Origin of the sequence: Chryseobacterium sp. FP211-J200 (assembly GCF_001643375.1) — a bacterium.
Taxonomy (GTDB): Bacteria; Bacteroidota; Bacteroidia; order Flavobacteriales; family Weeksellaceae; genus Epilithonimonas; species Epilithonimonas ginsengisoli.
Genome location: NZ_LSHB01000001.1, coordinates 42,915 through 63,294, shown reverse-complemented (window position 1 = coordinate 63,294; position 20,380 = coordinate 42,915). Strand labels below are relative to the sequence as shown.

Sequence of the window (20,380 nt, the reverse complement as noted above, 5' to 3'; positions counted from 1 at the left end):
TAAAATAAATCTAATAAATATCCGACATCTAATGTCTCAAAACAAAAGAATTTTCGTAGAAAAAAGAGGAATTTTCGATGTAGAAAGTCCAAAGATTTTTGATGAAGTAAAAGCGGTGGTTCCGTCGGTCAAAAATGTAAAAGTGTACAATGTGTACGATATTTTCAATTTGAACGATGGTGAGTTCGAAAAGGTAGTCAACAGTACTTTCGTGGATCCGGTTACTGATATTTTAATCGAAGAAAATCCTGCAGTAGGAGTTTATTTCGCATTAGAATTTTTGCCCGGACAATACGACCAACGTGCAGATTCTGCGCAACAGTGTATTGCTTTGCTGACTGAAAATGAGAAATCTAAAGTAAGAAGCGGTAAACTCATCGAGTTTGAAGGTGTTTCTGAATCTGATTTGACAAAAATCAAAGATCTTCTCATCAACAAGGTGGAATCTCAAGAAAAAGATTTATCAATTTTAAATATTCCAGCAGAAGAAACGCCGTCACAAGTTTTGATTCATGAAGGTTTTAACGATTTTACAGATTCACAGCTTAACGATTTTTACAATTCACACGGTTTTGCATTAGGTTTGGATGATTTAAAATTCATTCAGGACTATTTTAAAACTGAGAAGAGAAATCCTACAGAAACTGAACTGAAAGTTTTAGACACGTATTGGAGTGATCATTGCCGTCACACAACTTTTGAAACGGAACTATCAAATATAGAGTTTGAAGGACAGTTTAAACATACATTGGAAACCATTTTCAATGATTATATCGAAAAAAGAAAATTCTTAGGACGCGAATTGAAACCGATCTCTTTAATGGATTTGGCAACGGTTTGCGGAAGATATTTCCATAAAACAGGTAACCTGGATAACTTGGTGGTTTCTGATGAAATCAACGCCTGTACGATCCAGATCGAAGCTGAATATGATGGTAAAAAAGAACCGTGGTATTTATTATTCAAAAATGAAACGCACAATCACCCAACTGAAATTGAACCTTTTGGAGGTGCTTCAACGTGTTTAGGTGGTGCGATCAGAGATCCTTTGTCCGGACGTTCTTTCGTATTCCAGGCGATGAGATTGACGGGTGCTGCTGATGTTTTGGAATCTGTTGATAAAACGTTACCTGGTAAGTTACCTCAAAAAACAATCACAAAACAGGCGGCAAACGGATATTCTTCTTATGGTAACCAAATTGGTTTGGCAACTACCATGGTTTCTGAAATCTACGATGAAGGCTACAAAGCAAAAAGAATGGAAGTTGGTTTCGTTACCGGTGCCGTTCCAGTGGATTGGGTAAGACGTGAAAAGCCTGAAGCTGGCGATTCTATCATCATTTTAGGTGGTGCAACGGGTCGTGATGGTGTTGGTGGAGCAAGCGGAAGTTCGAAAGAACAGGACGAAACTTCGATTCACACAATGAGTTCTGAAGTTCAGAAAGGAAACGCCGTTGAAGAACGTAAAATCCAGAGATTATTCAGAAATCCTGAAGTGACGAGACTAATCAAGAAATCAAATGATTTTGGGGCTGGAGGTGTTTCTGTAGCCATCGGTGAAATCGCTGATTCTTTGGAAGTTAATCTGGATGTTTTACCTTTAAAATATGAAGGTTTGAACGGAACTGAGCTTGCCATTTCTGAATCTCAGGAAAGAATGGCGGTTGTGGTTGAACCAAAAGATAAAGAGCAGTTCATCAAATTCTGTGAAGCTGAAAATATTGTCGCTGTTGAAGTGGCGAAAGTGACAGATTCCGGAAGAATGCAGATGTTCTGGAAAGGCGATAAAATTGTTGATCTTTCAAGAGAATTCCTGGATACCAACGGTTGTTCTAAAAGTCAGGAAGTTAAGATTACGCATCTTAATGAATTGAAAGAAGAAACTCAGACTTTCAACGAAGAGAATTTCTTAAAAATTCTTGCAGATAAAAACGTTGCTTCTCAAAAAGGTTTGTTAGAAATGTTTGATTCATCCATCGGTGCGACTACGGTTGCGATGCCTTTGGGTGGAAAATATCAGCAGACTTTGATGGAGGGAAGCGCTCAAACCTTACCGATTTTAGGTGCAAAAAATATTGAAACAGTTTCTTTTGCAAGTTGGGGATTTGATGCTGAAATTTCAAAGCAAAACTCGTTATTGGGAGCATCTTATGCCGTCGTTGAAAGCGTTGCAAAAATCGTTGCGATGGGTGGCGATTATAAAAATGTAAGATTAAGTTTTCAGGAATATTTTGAGAAATTAGGTCAGAATCCTGAGAAATGGGGCAAGCCTCTGGCTTCTCTTTTGGGAGCTTATGATGCGCAGATTAACCTTGGTTTAGCAGCCATCGGAGGTAAGGATTCGATGAGTGGAACGTATCAGGATCTGAATGTTCCGCCAACGTTGATTTCTTTCGCTTGTGCTAATGGAGAAAAGAAAAATGTAATCTCTCCGGAATTTAAACATGCAGGAAATAAAATCTATTTCTTCAATCATATTCCACAGGAAAACGGACTTCCAAACTATGATAATTTAAAGAGTGTTTTTGAATTGATTTTTGAAAATATCAAAGCCGGCAAAATTGTTTCTGTGAAGACCGTGAAAGAAGGCGGTGTTGCAGTTGCTCTAGCTAAAATGAGTTTCGGAAATAGATTGGGTGCTGAGATTACAGTTGAAGAAAAATCATTATTAACGAAAAATGTCGGCAGCTTAATCATCGAATCCAAAGAAGAATTAAGCACTGTAACACTTCAATTCATCGGAGAAGTTAAAGATTCTAATGTTCTTAAAATCAATGACTCTGAATTTGCAATTGAAAAATTATTAGCAGCCAATACCAATACATTTGAAAACCTTTTCTCAACAGTAGAAAGAGAAAAAATAGTGGTTGAATTAGATTCAAAACTGAACTCAATCAACCCAAGAAATATCATCATCAAGAAACACGGAATCGCTCAGCCAAAAGTATTTGCACCGATTTTTCCGGGAACAAATTGCGAATACGATACGCTGAACGCTTTCCAAAAAGAAGGCGCAATTGTAAGCAGTTTGCCTTTGATCAATATCAACCACCAATTATTGGACGAAAGTATTGATGCGTGGGTAGAAGAAATCAAAACGTCACAGATTTTAGCATTCTCAGGAGGTTTCTCTGCGGGTGATGAGCCGGATGGTTCTGCGAAATTCATCGTGAATGTTCTGAAGAACGAAAAAATGCGAAATGCTGTTCACGAATTACTCGACAGAGACGGAATGATCATCGGAATCTGTAACGGTTTTCAGGCTTTGGTCAAGTCAGGATTGTTGCCTTACGGAAGAATTAAGGACTTGGACGAAAATTCTCCGACCTTGGCTCACAACGCAATCAGAAGACATATTTCTCAGATGGTCAACGTGAAAGTTCTAAACGACGAATCGCCTTGGTTGAAAGGAATGAAAGACCAGGTTTATACTATTCCAATTTCTCATGGTGAAGGTCGTTTTATGGCTTCAGAAGCGGAAATTCAGAAGTTGTATGAGAACGGACAGATTGCGACTCAATATTTAGATTTAGACGGAAACGTTGCTCACGGAATGCCTTTCAATCCTAATAATTCTTTGTTCGGAATAGAAGGAATCACAAGTCCGTGTGGAAAAATCTATGGCAGAATGGGACATCCTGAACGTTTTGCAGAAGGTTTGATGAAAAATATTCCAACTGCGAATTATCACAACATCTTTAAAAATGGAGTCGAATACTTCAAATAAAAATAACAAGAAATCGGCTGTCATCAATGGCAGCCATTTTTCTGATTTATTAGGATTCTATGAAGAAGTTTCTGATGTCTTGATGAAAGATGCGGATTGGAAAGTCGGGACTTTGGATGGTTTTGATGATATTCTTTATGGATTTGAAGGTGAAATTATTTGGAGAGAATCTGAGAAATCAAAGCAGGATCTGGGTTTTGAAGCGACCAAAATTTTTTACGAAAACAAAATCAAGCAAGGAAAGCCTTTTAATGTTGAATTGATACAACAAAAACTGGATGATTTGATTGATGGAAACGGACAAACCTTATTCGAAATCTTAATTGAGATTCTAGAATCGCATCAGAACATTACTTTAATTTTAGATTGATTTAAAAGGAAATGAAGAAAATGATTTACGGGTTATTCTTCGGTGACAGTATTACTTACGGAGAATATGATGGTATTTTTGGTGGTTGGGTAGATATTCTGAAAAGATATGCGCTACAGAAATATAATGAAGGAAGTTCGAATGAACTGATTCTTTTCAATCTCGGAATTGGTGGCGAAACGTCGGAAGGTCTGGTCAAAAGGATTCCGCACGAGATGAAAGCCAGAAATTCAGCTGACGGAAATATCGTATTCATCGGTTATGGTGCCAATGATCTGGCTGTAAAAGATGGAAATCAAATAGTAAATCAATCACAGTTTAAGGTAAATATTAAAACTGCAATTCAAGATGCAAAGCTTTATTCAGACGATATTTATTTGGTCAGCATTCTTCCAATTTCTGAGAAAATTGATTCTAAGATCTCAGCAACTGGAAAGATCAGAACAAACGAAGATGTTTTGGTATACAATCAGATCCTTAAAGATATTGCAACTGAAAACGTTTTAACTTACATCGATTTTCATTCCGCGTTTTTAGAAAACAAAGAGATTTTACTTTCCAAAGACGGCGTTCACCCCAACGAAAAGGGTTACAAAATGATGGCTGAAAGCGCCCTTCCGATCATCGAAAAATATTTATAAACATTCATAAATAAAGCTTCAAAACCTTTCTCAAAACGAGGAAGTTTTTTTGTGAATTGATTTTTAGCACAGTCTTTGAATTAATCATAAAAATCTAAATTTATGAGTGCGGGAAATATAACATCAGTGTTGCTGAAAATATTAAAATGGCTGGGAATTACGATTGCTTCTATCCTATTTCTAATGTTCATTATTCCGATTCTTTTTCCCGGACAGATTTCGAATCAGGTAAAGATATTTGCTAACAAACATTTGGCTGGCAAACTCGATTATAAGAAAACACACCTTACATTTTTCCGCCACTTCCCTTCTCTGACGGTTTCTGTGGACGATTTTTTACTCAAAGGCTCCAAGCCATTTGAACAAGATACATTGCTCGCGGCAAAAGACGTTTCAGTCGGAATCAATCTTAAAAATTTAATTTTTGACCAAGAAATCAAAATTGATGAGATATATGTGAATGATGCTGTAGCAAACGTTTTCGTCAATTCCAAAGGTCAGGCAAATTACAATGTTTACGTTTCCAAACCTTCGGAAAAACCAAAAGACACGACGGAAGCTGGCGCTTCAATCAAATTAGATTTAATTAAACTGAAAAACTGGAACATCAAATACAATGACCACGCAGCCAATGTTTTGGTAAATGCGAAAGGTCTTAACTATACAGGAAAAGGCGGATTAAGCGAAGATATTTTCGACCTCGAAACCGACCTTGGAATCGACAAACTTGATTTTGCATTAAATAGAATTTGGTACGCCAAAGAAAAGTCACTTCACGCCGATTTGATTACGAGAATCAACACCAATGCCTTGACTTTTGTTTTGAGAAAAAATGAGTTGAGAATCAATGAACTGCCTTTGAAATTCACCGGTTTTGTGAGTATTTTGAAGGATGGTTATAATTTGAATATCAATGCGGCGTCGGAAAAAACGACGATTAAAGATATGTTGTCCGTTTTGCCACCGCAATATTTAAGTTGGGTGAAAGACACGAAAATCGAGGGAAATAGTGATTTGTTCTTCAGTTTAAAAGGTAGATTCAGTGAGCCGAAAAACCAGAAACCCGATTTGAAAGCCAGTCTTAAAATCAATAATGGTTCGGTTTCCAACAGCAATGCGCCAGTTCCAATGAACAATTTGAATATGGATCTGAATGTGGATCTACCATCATTGGACACCAACAAACTCCTACTCGACCTTCGAAATCTGAGTTTTGATCTGGGTAAAAATAATAAGTTCCGAGCCGTTGTAAGAACTCAGGGAATGGACGAAATGAAAATCAATGCCAACATCAAAGGTGGAATTGATCTGGCCACCTTGGATTCAGCTTTGGGATTGAAAGATATTGAACTGAAAGGTCTTATGAATACGGATATTCAATCGAATGGTATTTTCAATTTGGATAAAAAATTATTCCCAAAGACGAAAGGTTATTTTAATCTGAAAAATGGCTGGCTGAAAACGAAATATTATCCGAATGCGATTCAGAACATCAATATTTTAGCGAATATTTATAATACAGATGGGACCTTCAAAAGTCTGGGTGTGAAACTTGATCCGTTCAAATTTGATTTTGAAGGAAATCCTGTATTTGTGAATGCAGACCTTCAAAACTTCGAAGATCTGTTATATAAAATCAGAGCAAAAGGCGTTTTGAACATTGGCCGAATCTATCAGGTTTTCAGGAAAGAAGGATTTGATGTCAGTGGTCTGATAATGGCAGATTTATCTTTGAATGGTCGTCAAAGTTACGCGACAACAGGACAATACAGCAGATTGGACAACCGAGGAAACTTAATCTTAAAAAATATCAAAGCCACCACTGAATATCTCCCAAAATCATTTTTTATCAAAGAAGGAAATTTCGAATTTGAAAATGAGAAAATGTGGTTTAGAAAATTCTATGCGACTTATGGAAAATCTGATTTCGCCTTGAATGGCTATCTTTTAAATACTATTAATTATTTCATCGAGAGAAAAGGAACTTTGCACGGTAAATTCCATCTTAAATCTAATTACATTTTGGTTGATGAATTTATGGCGTTGAAAGAAGGCGACAACAAAGACAAATCGCTAGCTGTAGAATATGCGAAAGAAGAAAATCCGAAAAGCAGCGGCGTTGTGATTGTTCCAACAAATCTGGATGTTTCTCTGGAAGCGAATGCTAAAAAGGTAGAATTCAAAGGACTTGGATTGAATAATCTTGTGGGATTGGCGTCTGTCAACAAAGGCGAAGTTTACCTGAAGAATACAAGCTTCGACATTGTCGGAAGCAGAATGGGAATAGATGCAAGATATCAAAACGAGTCACCGATCACGGCCAATTACGATGTCGCTTTGAAAGTTGATAACTTCGATGTTCAGAGAGCTTACAAAGAAATCGATATGATTCGCGAAATGGCAACTGCAGCCAAAGATGTGAAGGGAATTGTTTCTCTTGATTATAAATTGAAAGGCGATTTTGACGGGAATATGAAACCGATCTACCCATCTCTTGAAGGAGGCGGAAACGTCAATCTAAAAGATGTCGAAGTCAAAAACCTAAAAATGCTTTCCGCAGTCGGAAACGGTATTGGCGCAGATGCCTTCAACAATCCCGATATGAAGGGGGTTGACATCAAAACGAACATCAAAAACAATTTGATTCACGTGGATCCATTTACTTTCAAAGTCTCAGTTTTGAGACCGTCAATTAGCGGGACGACCAGTTTCAACGGCCTGCTCGATTTCCGAATCAGAGTTGGTTTGCCACCAGGCGGATGGATCGGTTTCCCTGTTGTGGTAACAGGAACACACGAGAAACCGAAAATCAAAATCTTCAGCAAAACCGGACAAGGCATTATGGATGCGCTTTACAATACCAAATCCAACAAAGTCATCCGTGAAGAAAAACGGGCTGAGAAAAAATCCCGAGCGCAACAACGAAAAGACAAACGTGCGCAGGAAAGGAAGGCTGAGAATGCGGAGAAGCAGGTTAGTAGAGATGTGAAAGAGAAATAAAGTGAAAGCTCCAGTTATAATTGGAGCTTTTATTTTTGTTGTTAGTGCGAGCCTCTCACTCGTATCTTTTTTGTTTGGAGCATTTTTAAAATATTTGGATAGATATTCTTATTCATTCTCGAATTTCACACCACTTTCTGTATCCATTGCATTGCGTTCTTCCTGAGACATTCGTTTTCGTAAAACCCTGGTTGTAAATGCTCCCTTTACTATATTTTTATCAAAATACATCCAGTCCGTTATATTTTCATATCTCACTTCAATTGTATCCCCAAATTTCACTTCGTGTGTAGAAATTGGTTTTCCATCTACAACTCCATAAAATTTGTTGTCGTCATATTGAACATCACTGATCCAAATATGCTCACCTCCACCATCATCAACAGCAAACCTTGCTTTTAGCGCGAAATTATAGTAATTTGGATTCTCACTTGTTATTGCTTCTTTAAATTTATGAAGTGATTTTTGTGCATTTTCGATGGCAATATTCATTTCTTCATCTTCATTTTTAAGAAGATGAATATCTGGCTCATTTTCTCTTTTAACAACTGCATCTTTTTTTTGGCAACTATTTAATATTAAAAAAAATATCAAATAGTTTAAATATTTAAATCTCATAATTTAAGCACATAAAATAGGTTTAATAGTATTTACCAAGCATTCGAGATTTATATTTTCTAAGATTTGATTTTCTTGATTTTGACATTCAATTTCTAAATAATACTCATCAACTTCCTTGTTGAAGGTAGAGATATAAATCAAAATTGTTTTATCCACATTAGTAATACCAAAAGCGCAATCATCAGCATCCCAAAAATTAACGATTTGAGTTTTATCTATACGAAATTCAACCATTAAATAATCAAAGATTTTTTCTGTCTGTGATGTTTTCATAATATATTCTCATTTCATTTTTTTACACATTATTCAATAAATGCAATTTTTGAGTCATAAAAGTAACATTATTTCCAACACCATCAACAAAAACCGCCACCACCTGATTCAGAACTGGCAAAAACTGGTTGGTCAAATGGTCAAAACCGGTTCCGGACCACCTATGACCACTTCACCAACTGGTCGCAGGCGGTTACCCAAGTGGTCTCGGGCGGTCCTTGACCACCCAAAGGTGGTTGGTTAAGGGGCTATGACCATTTAAGAACCGGCTTAAGGGTAGTTCCGAACCAGTTGCGACCATTTCAAAACCGGGTAAAGGGTGGTTCGGAACCGGGGGTACCCCCCTCCTGAACCACCCCCTCAGAATTTTGCATTTATAAGAATGCTGAGTATTGATGAGCATTGTAGCGATTTATTCCGAAGTTCTAAATGAGAACAATGTATAAAATCAGAAAATGAATTATTTGTGAACAAAACTTTTTGGTAATTCAAGAAAAGCTTTATTTTTAGGCAAAACAAAACAATGTCATATTATCCACTCACCAGCATACCCGATTATTACTCAATAGACACCCTGTTAACCGAAGAACACAAGCTTATCCGCGAATCTGTGCGTAGCTGGGTCGAGAGTTTCGTCATGCCGAAAATTGATCAAGCAGCGCAAGATCATACGGATATTCCGGGGTTGATGAAGGAATTGGGCAACATTGGCGCTTTGGGGCCTTACATTCCCGAGGAATATGGTGGACCCGGATTGGATCAGATCTCTTACGGATTGATCATGCAGGAATTGGAAAGAGGCGATTCGGCGGTTCGTTCAGCAGCTTCTGTACAATCTTCATTGGTAATGTTCCCTATTTTTGAATTCGGATCTGAAGAACAAAAGCATAAATATCTACCAAAATTAGCATCAGGCGATTTGATCGGCTGTTTCGGATTGACAGAGCCCAACCACGGTTCTGATCCTTCATCCATGGAATCCAAATTCACAGACCAAGGCGACCATTATCTTTTGAATGGTGCCAAAATGTGGATCACGAATTCTCCTATTGCAGACATTGCTGTAGTTTGGGCAAAAGGCGAAGACGGAAAAGTACGAGGAATGATTCTTGAGCGCGGAATGGAAGGCTTCACCACACCAACTACGCATAACAAATGGAGTTTACGAGCTTCTAAAACCGGAGAATTGGTTTTCAATAATGTGAAAGTCCCGAAAGAAAATCTACTTCCAAATGTTGAAGGTTTGAAAGGACCACTTTCTTGTCTTAATTCTGCCAGATATGGCATTTCTTGGGGCGTAATTGGCGCAGCGATTGACTGTTATTGTACAGGTGTTCAATATTCGAAAGAAAGAAAACAATTTGGAAAACCCATTGGTGGATTCCAGCTTCAGCAAAAGAAATTAGCTGAATTCCTGACAGAGATCACCAAGTCGCAATTGCTTTGTTACCAGTTAGGAAATCTTAAAAACGAAAATAAAGCTTCGCCAGCACAGATCTCTATGGCGAAAAGAAATAACGTCAAAATGGCTATCGAGATTGCCAGAGAATCGAGACAAATGCTTGGTGGAATGGGGATCATGGGCGAATTCCCGATGATGCGCCACGCCGCCAATCTGGAATCTGTGATCACTTACGAAGGAACACACGATATTCATTTACTGATAACAGGAATGGATATTACAGGCATCAATGCCTTTGGATAAGACCAAATCAATCTTATATATTTTTAACAGAAACCTACGGAATATTTTCGTAGGTTTTTACGTTCATAACATATAAATATTCAGATGAGAAAATATTTTTTCCTATTTATTCTAATTTCTGGTTTAGGTTTTAGCCAAAATTTCCCTACCAAACTTTCAAATGCTTCAATCAGCCTGACTAAAGATAAAGTGGTTTATGACCCAGCCTATTTCGTTTTGAAATATCCAAACGGCGATGTTCCCGCTGACAAAGGTGTCTGCACCGATGTTGTGATTCGTGCTTACAGAAAATTAGGAATTGATCTGCAGAAGGAAGTTCATGAAGATATGGTGAAGAATTTCTCAAAATATCCTAAAAAATGGGGACTGAAAAGACCGGATTCCAATATCGACCATCGCAGAGTTCCGAACCTGCAGGTATTTTTCTCAAGATTTGGAAAAGTCAAAGGAATTTCAAATGATGCAAAAGATTATGTTCCCGGCGATATCGTAACTTGGAATCTGCCGAAAAATCTGACACATATTGGAATCGTTGTCAATCAAAAATCGCCCGATGGCAAACGTTTTATGATCGTTCATAACATCGGCGCTGGACAGGTTTTGCAGGATTGTCTGTTTAGTTGGCCGATCACTGGACATTATTCTTATCAATGATAATCGATGAATGATAATTGATTAATTAAAAAAAATTGTGACTTTTGTGATTTAAAATATTTATGACTAAACTTTTGCAAATATTATTTCTGAGTTCTTGCTTTCTATTGCAGGCTCAGAATATAAAGATCATACAGAAACCGATCGATTATTCTAAAGAAAAGATCAAGCTGAGTGTGGACTACATGAAGGAACATCATGGTCTAAATCAGAAAACCCCGAAAATCACGCCGAAAATAATCGTATTGCATTACACAGCTGGTGGAACAGTCGAATCCAACTTTAGATATTTTAACAATCTGCATCTTGAGAATCAAAGATCCACGCTGAAAAAGCAAAGTTCACTGAATGTCTCTTCTCACTTCATCATCGACAGGGACGGAACGATTTATCAATTGGTAGACCCAGAACTATTTGCCAGACACACGATCGGCCTGAATTATTGTGCCATTGGCGTTGAGAATATCGGAAGCAAAGCGCAACCGTTGACCGACAAACAAGTGGAAGCCAACGCCGAACTGGTAAGATATTTAACCAAAAAATATCCGATTGAATATCTTATCGGACATTCGGAATATGGTGTTTTCCGAAATTCAAAACTTTGGAAGGAATCTGATCCGAAATATTTCACTGGAAAAGCTGATCCAGGCGATGATTTTATGAAAAAAGTGAGAGCGAAAGTGACGGATTTGAAATTGAAAAGTCAGCCATAAATTCTGAACTTATCGCGAATACAGAACACTTTGACTCCGCTCAGTGTGACAACTCTAATACTAATCGTTTATTTTTAACAGTTTCAGGCTGAGCGGAGTCGAAGTCTTAGTGCTACTAAAAATTACCAACTCACTTTCTCTTTTTCCTCAAAAGGAACTTCAGGATTCAAGATTTCCGCAATTAGATTTCTGATGGAATCTTCCACTTCAGAATCTTCAATATCGATGAAATTAAGGTTTTGTGGACCATTCTTCACTTCTGCGAAAGACCAGATTGCGGTTTCCACATTTTCTGGCTTGATGTTTAAAGAATTGGTGATGCAAAACTTATAGATTGATAATTGTAAAGCTTGTTTGTAATCGTCTCGGAAGAATAATTCTGGCAACTTTTCCTCTTTGTTTTTTCCTAAATTAACCGTAAGATTTTTAGGTTTCGCTGTTTTATAATCAATGACGCGCGTGATTCCGTCGAGTTTGTCAATCCTATCAATGAAACCGTAGAAACTGATTTTGTCTTCTCGATTTTCGTCAAGATAAAAATCACAGTTGATCTCTTTTTCGAGGTCGATGATTTCTAGAGCTGAACCATTTTTGACTAATTCCAAATCGTATTCGACTATGTTTCGCACTACTCTTTTTGCAATTTCTTTGTGAATGAAATTCATTCCGCGTTCATAGAATTCGGATTGGTGTTTTAGCTTTTCGATGGCGTCCTCTATCGATTCATCTACTTTTTGAAGTAAGTCTTCCAAATCTTTAATTGATAGGATTCTACCTTTGATTGGCTCGTGCAAAAATTGTAAGGCATAATGGACGAGATTCCCGTAATTTCTTTGCGAAAGTTCTTCTTCGATCTCGTTGGTTTCTCTCGTTTTAAGGATTTGATTGAGATAAAAATCAATTGGATTGTAAAGATAAGTGACGAGATGCGACGCAGAAACGCGGTTTTTCCATTCGTTTAAAAGTTGTATCACCGCTTCATTTTTCTCGATTTTCATCAACTCTTGAGAGATAGGTTCAGAGGTATTTTCTATAATGATATGTTCGATCCGGTGTGGACTTTCCATTTCAAGTTGAGTGATGAATCGGCTTTTTTCGCCTGTATTTACGCCCGAACTCAAAGCGTTGTAAAGTAGATGGACATTTTGAGAATCTCGAATTAATCTATAAAAATGATAAGCGTAGATGCTGTCATTTTCAAGGAAAGTGTTCAATCCAAAATTCTTGCGGACATCGAATGGTATGTAAGTATTTTGAGTATTACCTAATGGCAATTTCCCCTCGTTGACTGAAAGGAGAATGATGTTTTTGAAGTTCAAAAGTCGTGTTTCCAAAAGTCCCATAATTTGAAATCCTGCCAATGGTTCGCCCACGAAATCAATACTTTCTGTGTTCACCAATTGATTGATGAGGACTTCCAAAGTCTCGATCTTGATCTCAATTTTATAAGGCAACAACTGGTTTTTGATGACTTTGAAAACCTTTTCAAAATGTGCCACATTCTCATATTGGATGTCATCCAGTTCTTTGAATTTCAATTCGTAACAGAATTTAATTAACAGATCTAAAAAGTCCTGTGTTGATTCTGGTTTTTGAAGAAGCTGAAAATAACTCAAGTTTCCGAGTAATTCTGCTAAGAGATTTTTTGAGATATAGACGATATTCCGTTCCTCGATCTTTGCAATGAATTCCTGAATGATTGCGCCATCTATCTCGTCATTCGGAAGTTCTTCCAGGATTGGTAAAACATCGGCGTAATAGTAGCTGGACGACTTTTTCTCTTGTTGTTTTTGAAGGTAAAATAGTTTTTTGATCGCGTTGCTGAATGACAGATTCTTCAACGGAAATCCCATCGTAATGTTCACGCTTTCCACGGAAGTCAAGCTGTCCAGAACGGCTGGCAGAAGATTTTCGTCCAACAAGACCAAAGCTGTTTCTGACAATTCTTCTTTTGGAATTTTTTTCAGAAGTTCTGGTAAAACCTTTGCCTGAACGATGTTTCCGGAAACTTCGTAGGTTTTGATATTTTTTGGTTGAGAGAATTGGTCATCGATCCAGTTGAAGTTTCTGTATAGGTCGAATTCTTTCCACTTGATGGTTTCTCTGAGGAATTTTCCGGATTCCTGTCTTGCATCATCAATGTAATATTTGTCTGCCTGGAAATAGGTTTCAGCTTTGTTCCATTGCAAAAGTTTGCGGACGAGCTGTTCCTCAACTCGAGATAATGCGTTAAAACCACAGAAAACAAAGTGATTTTGAGTTGACTTTGCAAAAGTTTCTAATTTTGAAAATGCTTCCTGATAGATCATTCCGGAAGTTGCGAGATTTTCTTTCCTTAAGTCTGATTTGAGAAGTGGCAGAAACTCGTTCATTTTTCGCCAGAAATTGAGGTTTCTCTTTCTAGCGTTATCCTCGTCGCCAAGGTCTTCGCCCCAGTTTTTGATGCGCTCTTCGTCCAACATCCATTCGAGGATCTTTTGGTCATTTTCTGAGAACTTCATCATATCGTCCCAATCTTTTTGCAAGGTTGGAAACCATTTGAGGAAGCCGGAAAAATCTTCGGAAGAATCTACTTTTTGATAAGTTCGATAAGCGAAAAGCCAAAGTGCGATTCCCTTGATTTCAAGATCTTCAGAAAGTTCTGCGATGAGTTCGTCTATCGTCACGAAATTAGGAAGAAGGCCTTGGTACTGCTTTTCCTGCAAAATCCTTTTGATGAAGACCATTGGACGCTTTCCAGGTAAGACGATGTCCAACGCTGAAAGGTCTTTGTAATTTTCTAATAATTCTGAGATGATCCTGTGGAGAAACTGCATAAAAAAAGCCTTTTGAAGTAAAGGCTCAATTTAATTATTTTTTTGGTTGAATCTGAATTTTTAACGCAAAGTTTACAATGATTTTTTTTGACAATATGTCATTTGATTTTTAGATTATTTTGAAGATGATCAAAACCTTCTATATTTCCGGAACTATCTTCGTCAGCACCTTGTTGTATAAACGCAAACACTTTTCCATTTTTGGCAAATGCATATATTTTGCCGCTATGTGCAAGACCCAATAATTTCATTTTATAATTAGCAGAAAGTGCATCTGTATTTTGAAATTTACTTTTTTCTATTTTTTCAAATTTCACATCTGCTTTTTGTAAGATAAGATTCGACTGTATCTCTTTAATATTAAGATTGATCTACTCTTGCAGGTCGTAATCTTTTTCCACGAAAGAAATTGTTACCAGGCCACTGGAACTTAATCCACTTTTTTCGATCGCAAAGTATTTTCCAGCACCGAAATCTTCATTATCAGTCATGTTCCAACCAACAGGGAAATCAATTTCAATGTCTTTGCTAATATAATTTTCCTGCTTGACATATTCCGAACAAGAACAGAAAATTGTCATTAATAAAATTGAAATAAGAAGTCTCACTTATAATTGTTTTTTTGAAATTGAAAATTCATTGAAACCTACAATACCGCTACTTTCTTCTCAATATAGGTATTGGCTCCTGCAGCATCTTTTCCTGTCCAGAATTTGAAAGTGTAAGTTCCTGTCTTCACTGGTTTGAAATTGATACGGCTGCCATCCACATAAGTTCCGTCGCCACAAGCTTCATTGGTCTTGAAACCAAAGTTGGCCACTGTTCTCACGGAGTCATTGGTGTAGTTGTAATCATAGCTATAGATCCCTTCACAAGTTTTAGTAAATGTAGAATAAACCCTCAATTCCTGAGTAACTCCTACAGCCATCGTATCCAATGGAATTTGTACGCTATCAACCTTTGATGCATACACTTCTGTGATCTGCGTGTAATCATCATTGTCGTTACAAGATGTAACTGCTCTGGCAAAAACCGCCATCATTGATAAGATAAATACTTTCTTCATGATCGTTTCTTTTAATTATTAAAATTACCTTTTGATAGATATACGACTTTTTTGGTGTCAAAGAATTCCTCTTCGAAATAATTTTTCAGTTGGAAGATCTCGCATTTGATTCCGGCTAGCTCTTCACCAAGGTCACCACCTTTGAGATAAATGACGCCATTGTGCTTTGGATTGAATTGCTCTTTCTCGAATTTTCCCCGCAACCAAGTCAGAAAAATCGGCATTTGCGTCACAGCTCTGCTTACCACAAAATGAAATTTCTCTTTCAACTGTTCCGCTCGCATATGATGCGCCGTCACATTCTTCAAGCCCAGACTTTCTGCAACACCTTTTACAACGGTGATCTTTTTACCAATACTATCGACTAATGTGAATTGTGCATTTGGAAATAAAATCGCTAATGGAATTCCTGGAAAACCGCCACCAGTACCAATGTCTAGGACCTTTGTGTTGTCTGCAAATTCCATGATCTTTGCAATGCCTAAAGAATGGAGAATGTGCTTTTCATAGAGACTGTCTGTATCTTTTCTGGAGATGACGTTGATCTTCTCATTCCAATCTTTGTATAAGGTTTCTAATTCGGCGAACTGGTCTTTTTGCTCGCTGGTGATATCGGGAAAATATTTTAAAACTAATTCTAATGACATAGAGCGAAATTATGAATTTTAATAGATTATAAACAAAAAACCATCAAAAATAATTCTGATGGTTTTGAAATTTCCAAGTTTTAATGTGTTATTTTAAAACTTTCTTTGTCATCGTTGTATTTCTAGAATTCGCTTTTATGATATACATGCCTTCTGAAAGATCTGTTTTATTGATCAAAACTTCTTTCTTGGCATTTTTTATATTGAATATCAATCTTCCAACAGCATCATAAACACTTATATTTTCAAGGTTTTCGTCTGACCTGACAATGAAGTTTTGTGTGTCTTTGTAGATCTCGATTCCTTTTTTAACAGAATTATCTGTTCCTAAAGTTTCTGTAAACCTGTAGATGATCTCGAATCTATCTTCATATTGTCCTTCGTTGGTTGCAAAAACATAGGATTCAGTGCTAATATTTGTAACCTTATTTAAATATCTATCTTTTAAGTAAACCGTTTGTGACTCTGAGAAAACACCTTCTTTATCTGTGATAGTGATTGTATAATTACCCGATACTGAAGCTTTGAAGCCTAGTTTGATAACGTCATCATTGTACAAAGGTGCCTGTCTTGCCTGGATGCCTAATTTTTTAGTATCCAAGATACTCCAGAAAGAATCATTTCCAACGGCTAATAATTCTGTGTCAAAGTTCGTTTCGAAATTGTTTGTAGCATTCTCGATGTAACCTAGCAATATCTCATTATTGGCATCTGTAGGCGATTTCAGTTCTAACCAAAATCTATCTTTCTTATTACTTTTGTTGTAGAAGTTGGCTTTCTCACCAGACCTCATTGTGTTGTTGAAGATCAAAGGCTGGTTCTTACCTGCTGCTTTGGCAAGAACTATAAAACCCTGACCAACTGATACGACACCAGTAGGCTTTCTATTGTTGCTGCCATAATAAGTTGCAGAAACTCCACCAGACCCATTGTATATCGCATAGTTGTTACCTTTATAGTTGCTACTTTGCTGTGCTATTACTTGACCATCATTGTTTGTCCAGCAATATGCAACACCATTGATCTTTGTACTGTTGACTGCAAAGAGGTCATCAAAACTAAGATTTGAAGGATAAGGATTACCCACCATATTGTATCCGTGTGCAGCGTTCGTATATTTCAAAGTGTAAGAGAAATCTCCATTCTGAGGCGTTCCTACAAACTCAAACACTGAAGCTGGAGAAGTGCTCGTAATTTTGTCTGGAAAACTATTCTTACCTCTGATCGCATAACCTCTTGCTGGTTGAAATACAGATGTAGAATTCACAGTAATCTCATTGGCTATCGAAGTTACGAAATAATCGTTGGACTCGTTGTAGACATAGAATCTGTTCCAAGGCGTTCCTGTACCTGTTGTAGTTGCTTGATTGTAACCTTCCGAGAATTGATAAAGATTTTGCCCAGAAACTGGTGATGACCAATAGTTGTAACCCATTTTTGGAATTACTGCGGACTTCTTGACCGTTATTTTCCCTGTATTTGGACTATTGCTAGTTTGTAATAGATTCCCTTCATTTTCGATAGTGAAGTCAGCAGCGTTTGCATTGTTGATGACCTGTCCCTTCACTGTAACAGAGCCTCCCGCGTTGATTGTGATGCTAGCACCAGCATTGATCGTCAGATCTTTGCTTTCGAAGTTGCCATATACAGAAGTGTTATAATTGGTATCGACAATTGCATTTTTAGTCGCTGTTGGGATCCCGTTGCTCCAATGTGGATTGGTAGGGTTCAACCAGATGGTACTGTTTGGAGAGTACACGCTGTTGTAATATAAACCATCGGTCTGTGGTCCCATGCCTCCAGTAATGAACTGCATTACGAATTGTACGTAGAAACTGTTGTAAAGGAATAGTCTGATATAAACCTTTTCACCAGGTTCCAATTTGAGACCCTCATCAAAATTGAAACTTTGAAGCGTATAGTCCGTTGGGACCAAGCCACTGGAAAGTACAACTTCATTGGAAAAATTAGCATCCTTGGAATATCTGATCTCATATTTTGCACCAGCAGTTCCTTTGGCAACATAGGTGAAAGTCTTTGGTTCCACAGTCTTTTTGGTACTTGTATTGTCTAATACAAACTGGACATATCTTGAACTATTGAATGTTGTATTGTTTCCATTGGTCTCTACATAGTAAGTTCTAGGATTGGTTTCTCCACCAACTTTAATGTTCAGACCACCTTTTGTTGTCACAGGCGTCGATCCAATGAATGATTGGAAGGTGGTTGGAGTAAAATCTGTCTTATCCCATCTCACCAGTGGTGAGGTACTGTTAACATTATTAGTGATATTAACCATTGCTACATTGGACACACCATATTGGTTTGTAATATAGTAAGTGAAAGAGTCTGAACCCACATAATCCTTTGCTGGAATATAGTTAATCGTTCTATCGGCATTGATCAGCGTTGTTCCATGTGCAGGCTGTGTGTAAGTGAGTGATGTGATCTTATTACTGTAATCATCATTCACTAGGACATTGATATCGATATCATTATTTACGATGTTTGTGATCGTGTCATTATATGCAAGAGGAACCGTACTACTATATTCCACAGTACCATTGAATATCGGCCCTACACTTTGTCCATTTCGAAGCAAAATTTGCATTGCATTCCAAGTATTGTAGACATACACCCTCAAAAATACGACTTGACCATCTGTTGCTATTGGCTTGGAAAAATTTGTAAGAGAAATTGTCGACAGGTTACCGTTGATCGTCGTTTGTGGAAGGATTGTAACTGGATCTGAGAAATCAGGTTTCAAAGAGTAATCGATTCTGATATTTGCATCGCCGCCCTGCATCGCACACAGAAAATTGAATTCTGACAAATTAAGTTTGTAACCAACCTTTGGACTGATCGTGAATTGTACATATTTTGATGTATCTATTGTCTGTGCATTTTTATCTGGCCATCCAGTGGTTTGAAAGGCGTTGTAACTAACGCCATTGACTGAAACATTTTCAGTATATGAAAGATTCGCAGTCGATGTAACATCGCCAACGGTAATATAGCTGTTGTAGGCTGTAGGCTGATAATTGGAATTGTTCCATCTTACCAAAGGTGCATTTACACTTTCCACTACATTGATATTAGCAGTAGCCTCATTAGAAATCCCTACAGCATTGCTGGTCTTATATTTGAAACTATCTGAGCCTGTGTAGCCTGTTGTAGGTTTGTAGGTGACATTTGTCATGCCATTTATAGTCAATGTTCCGTGGCTTGGCTGCTGTGTTACAGTGACTGAACTAAGGTTTGTTGAAGGGACATCGTTCGCAAATATGTCAAGGTCTGTCTCGATGTTTTTGTATGCTGTGAAAGTATCGTTGTTGGCAACGGGTGCAACTTGCTGTGCATTGGTAATCTTCAAAGAATTGACTTTGATCCGCCAGCCTGCACCCCAATCATTTCCAGATGTGTAGAATCTAACGATCAGTCTTTTGGTTCCGGAAATGGTGACGTTAAGAGGTATGTTCTTAACAGAATTACTGCTAATGGATTCGTTATTCACCAAGATTGGAGCATTGACGCTGTAAAAGAAGTTCCAATCATCCACATTATTGCCATCCGGTGCTATATAATATCGAACGGTATAATTTTTGACACTAGCATTTAAACTTTCTTGCTCGAAAGCTAAATTGGATAAGTTAACAGGATTTCCATCACTCGAGCCTACAGAGAATCCAAAATAACGATAGTGTTCAACATTCCCATTGTTCCAACCTGTGACCTTCATACCTTGTGCGTCATAGGAGATTGGATTTTCACTTGTAGTAATTGGTGTTGCAACGATTCTACTGTCCGAGTACTTTACACCTCCATTTGAGGTCAAACCCCATGTTACCAAATCAGATTGCGCAGAGAAAATGTTTGCAATGAAAATTGCAAATAGAAAATAAAAATTTTTTTTCATCAGTTGTTGCTTATAATAATTAACATTGCAAATTTAAACACTTGTTTAACTATCAAATCTTGATATATGATAAGAAAACCGGTACATAAGCTTTTAAGAATTTACGAAAATGGCTCCTTGATCCTGTAAGATCCTCAATAGAAACCAATTGTCATTTGAATAATGATAGGGCAATATTATTACAAATATTATAAAAAAGAATTATCCTTCGGGATAGTATAGACATATAAA

Annotated in this window: 15 protein-coding genes; 7 read left to right on the top strand and 8 right to left on the bottom strand. The window is 37.4% G+C overall.

Annotated elements, in window-relative coordinates; translation table 11 throughout:
* The first annotated feature begins 31 nt into the window (after positions 1-31).
* The 4 genes from AXA65_RS00290 to AXA65_RS00275 all read left to right on the top strand — a co-directional run bounded on the left by AXA65_RS00290 (position 32) and on the right by AXA65_RS00275 (position 7,738).
* Complete coding sequence (locus AXA65_RS00290; RefSeq protein WP_063968141.1) at positions 32-3,727, top strand: phosphoribosylformylglycinamidine synthase; 3,696 nt, start codon at positions 32-34, stop codon at positions 3,725-3,727.
* The gene (locus AXA65_RS00285; protein ID WP_063968140.1) at positions 3,705-4,097 is read left to right on the top strand and encodes a hypothetical protein; all 393 of its coding nucleotides are present in this window, start codon (positions 3,705-3,707) and stop codon (positions 4,095-4,097) included. The genes AXA65_RS00290 and AXA65_RS00285 overlap by 23 nt, the downstream gene beginning before the upstream one ends.
* A gap of 11 nt (positions 4,098-4,108) precedes the next feature.
* Complete coding sequence (locus tag AXA65_RS00280; RefSeq protein ID WP_086048013.1) at positions 4,109-4,738, top strand: SGNH/GDSL hydrolase family protein; 630 nt, start codon at positions 4,109-4,111, stop codon at positions 4,736-4,738.
* A gap of 102 nt (positions 4,739-4,840) precedes the next feature.
* Positions 4,841-7,738, top strand: a complete 2,898-nt coding sequence (locus AXA65_RS00275; RefSeq protein WP_063968139.1) for an AsmA-like C-terminal region-containing protein — start codon at positions 4,841-4,843, stop codon at positions 7,736-7,738.
* Positions 7,739-7,846: 108 nt separating this feature from the next.
* On the opposite strand, the gene AXA65_RS00270 is transcribed toward AXA65_RS00275, so the two are convergent.
* Both AXA65_RS00270 and AXA65_RS00265 read right to left on the bottom strand, forming a co-directional pair.
* Complete coding sequence (locus AXA65_RS00270; RefSeq protein WP_063968138.1) at positions 7,847-8,356, bottom strand: YegJ family protein; 510 nt, start codon at positions 8,354-8,356, stop codon at positions 7,847-7,849.
* Positions 8,357-8,359: 3 nt separating this feature from the next.
* Positions 8,360-8,632, bottom strand: a complete 273-nt coding sequence (locus AXA65_RS00265; protein ID WP_063968137.1) for a hypothetical protein — start codon at positions 8,630-8,632, stop codon at positions 8,360-8,362.
* A gap of 523 nt (positions 8,633-9,155) precedes the next feature.
* Between AXA65_RS00265 and AXA65_RS00260 the strand changes: the two genes are divergently transcribed.
* The 3 genes from AXA65_RS00260 to AXA65_RS00250 all read left to right on the top strand — a co-directional run bounded on the left by AXA65_RS00260 (position 9,156) and on the right by AXA65_RS00250 (position 11,704).
* Complete coding sequence (locus tag AXA65_RS00260; protein WP_063968136.1) at positions 9,156-10,337, top strand: acyl-CoA dehydrogenase family protein; 1,182 nt, start codon at positions 9,156-9,158, stop codon at positions 10,335-10,337.
* A gap of 84 nt (positions 10,338-10,421) precedes the next feature.
* On the top strand, positions 10,422-10,991 hold the full coding sequence (locus AXA65_RS00255) for a DUF1287 domain-containing protein (protein ID WP_063968135.1): 570 nt from the start codon (positions 10,422-10,424) through the stop codon (positions 10,989-10,991).
* 62 nt (positions 10,992-11,053) lie between these two features.
* Positions 11,054-11,704, top strand: coding sequence for a peptidoglycan recognition family protein (locus AXA65_RS00250; RefSeq protein ID WP_063968134.1), 651 nt, complete (start codon positions 11,054-11,056; stop codon positions 11,702-11,704).
* Between the two features lie 122 nt (positions 11,705-11,826).
* Here AXA65_RS00250 and AXA65_RS00245 read toward each other — a convergent pair whose 3' ends face one another.
* The 6 genes from AXA65_RS00245 to AXA65_RS00220 form a co-directional block, all read right to left on the bottom strand.
* Complete coding sequence (locus AXA65_RS00245; protein ID WP_063968133.1) at positions 11,827-14,520, bottom strand: PD-(D/E)XK nuclease family protein; 2,694 nt, start codon at positions 14,518-14,520, stop codon at positions 11,827-11,829.
* Positions 14,521-14,618: 98 nt separating this feature from the next.
* A complete protein-coding gene (locus AXA65_RS00240) occupies positions 14,619-14,837 on the bottom strand; it encodes a hypothetical protein (RefSeq protein WP_063968132.1) in 219 nt (72 codons plus the stop codon).
* A gap of 54 nt (positions 14,838-14,891) precedes the next feature.
* Positions 14,892-15,101, bottom strand: coding sequence for a hypothetical protein (locus tag AXA65_RS00235; RefSeq protein WP_063968131.1), 210 nt, complete (start codon positions 15,099-15,101; stop codon positions 14,892-14,894).
* A 65-nt stretch (positions 15,102-15,166) separates the two neighbouring features.
* The gene (locus AXA65_RS00230) at positions 15,167-15,586 is read right to left on the bottom strand and encodes a hypothetical protein (RefSeq protein ID WP_063968130.1); all 420 of its coding nucleotides are present in this window, start codon (positions 15,584-15,586) and stop codon (positions 15,167-15,169) included.
* Between the two features lie 11 nt (positions 15,587-15,597).
* Positions 15,598-16,233: a 16S rRNA (guanine(527)-N(7))-methyltransferase RsmG gene (gene rsmG, locus AXA65_RS00225; protein WP_063968129.1), complete on the bottom strand. Its 636-nt coding sequence runs from the start codon at positions 16,231-16,233 to the stop codon at positions 15,598-15,600.
* An 88-nt stretch (positions 16,234-16,321) separates the two neighbouring features.
* On the bottom strand, positions 16,322-20,149 hold the full coding sequence (locus tag AXA65_RS00220; RefSeq protein ID WP_063968128.1) for an Ig-like domain-containing protein: 3,828 nt from the start codon (positions 20,147-20,149) through the stop codon (positions 16,322-16,324).
* Positions 20,150-20,380 lie beyond the last annotated feature (231 nt).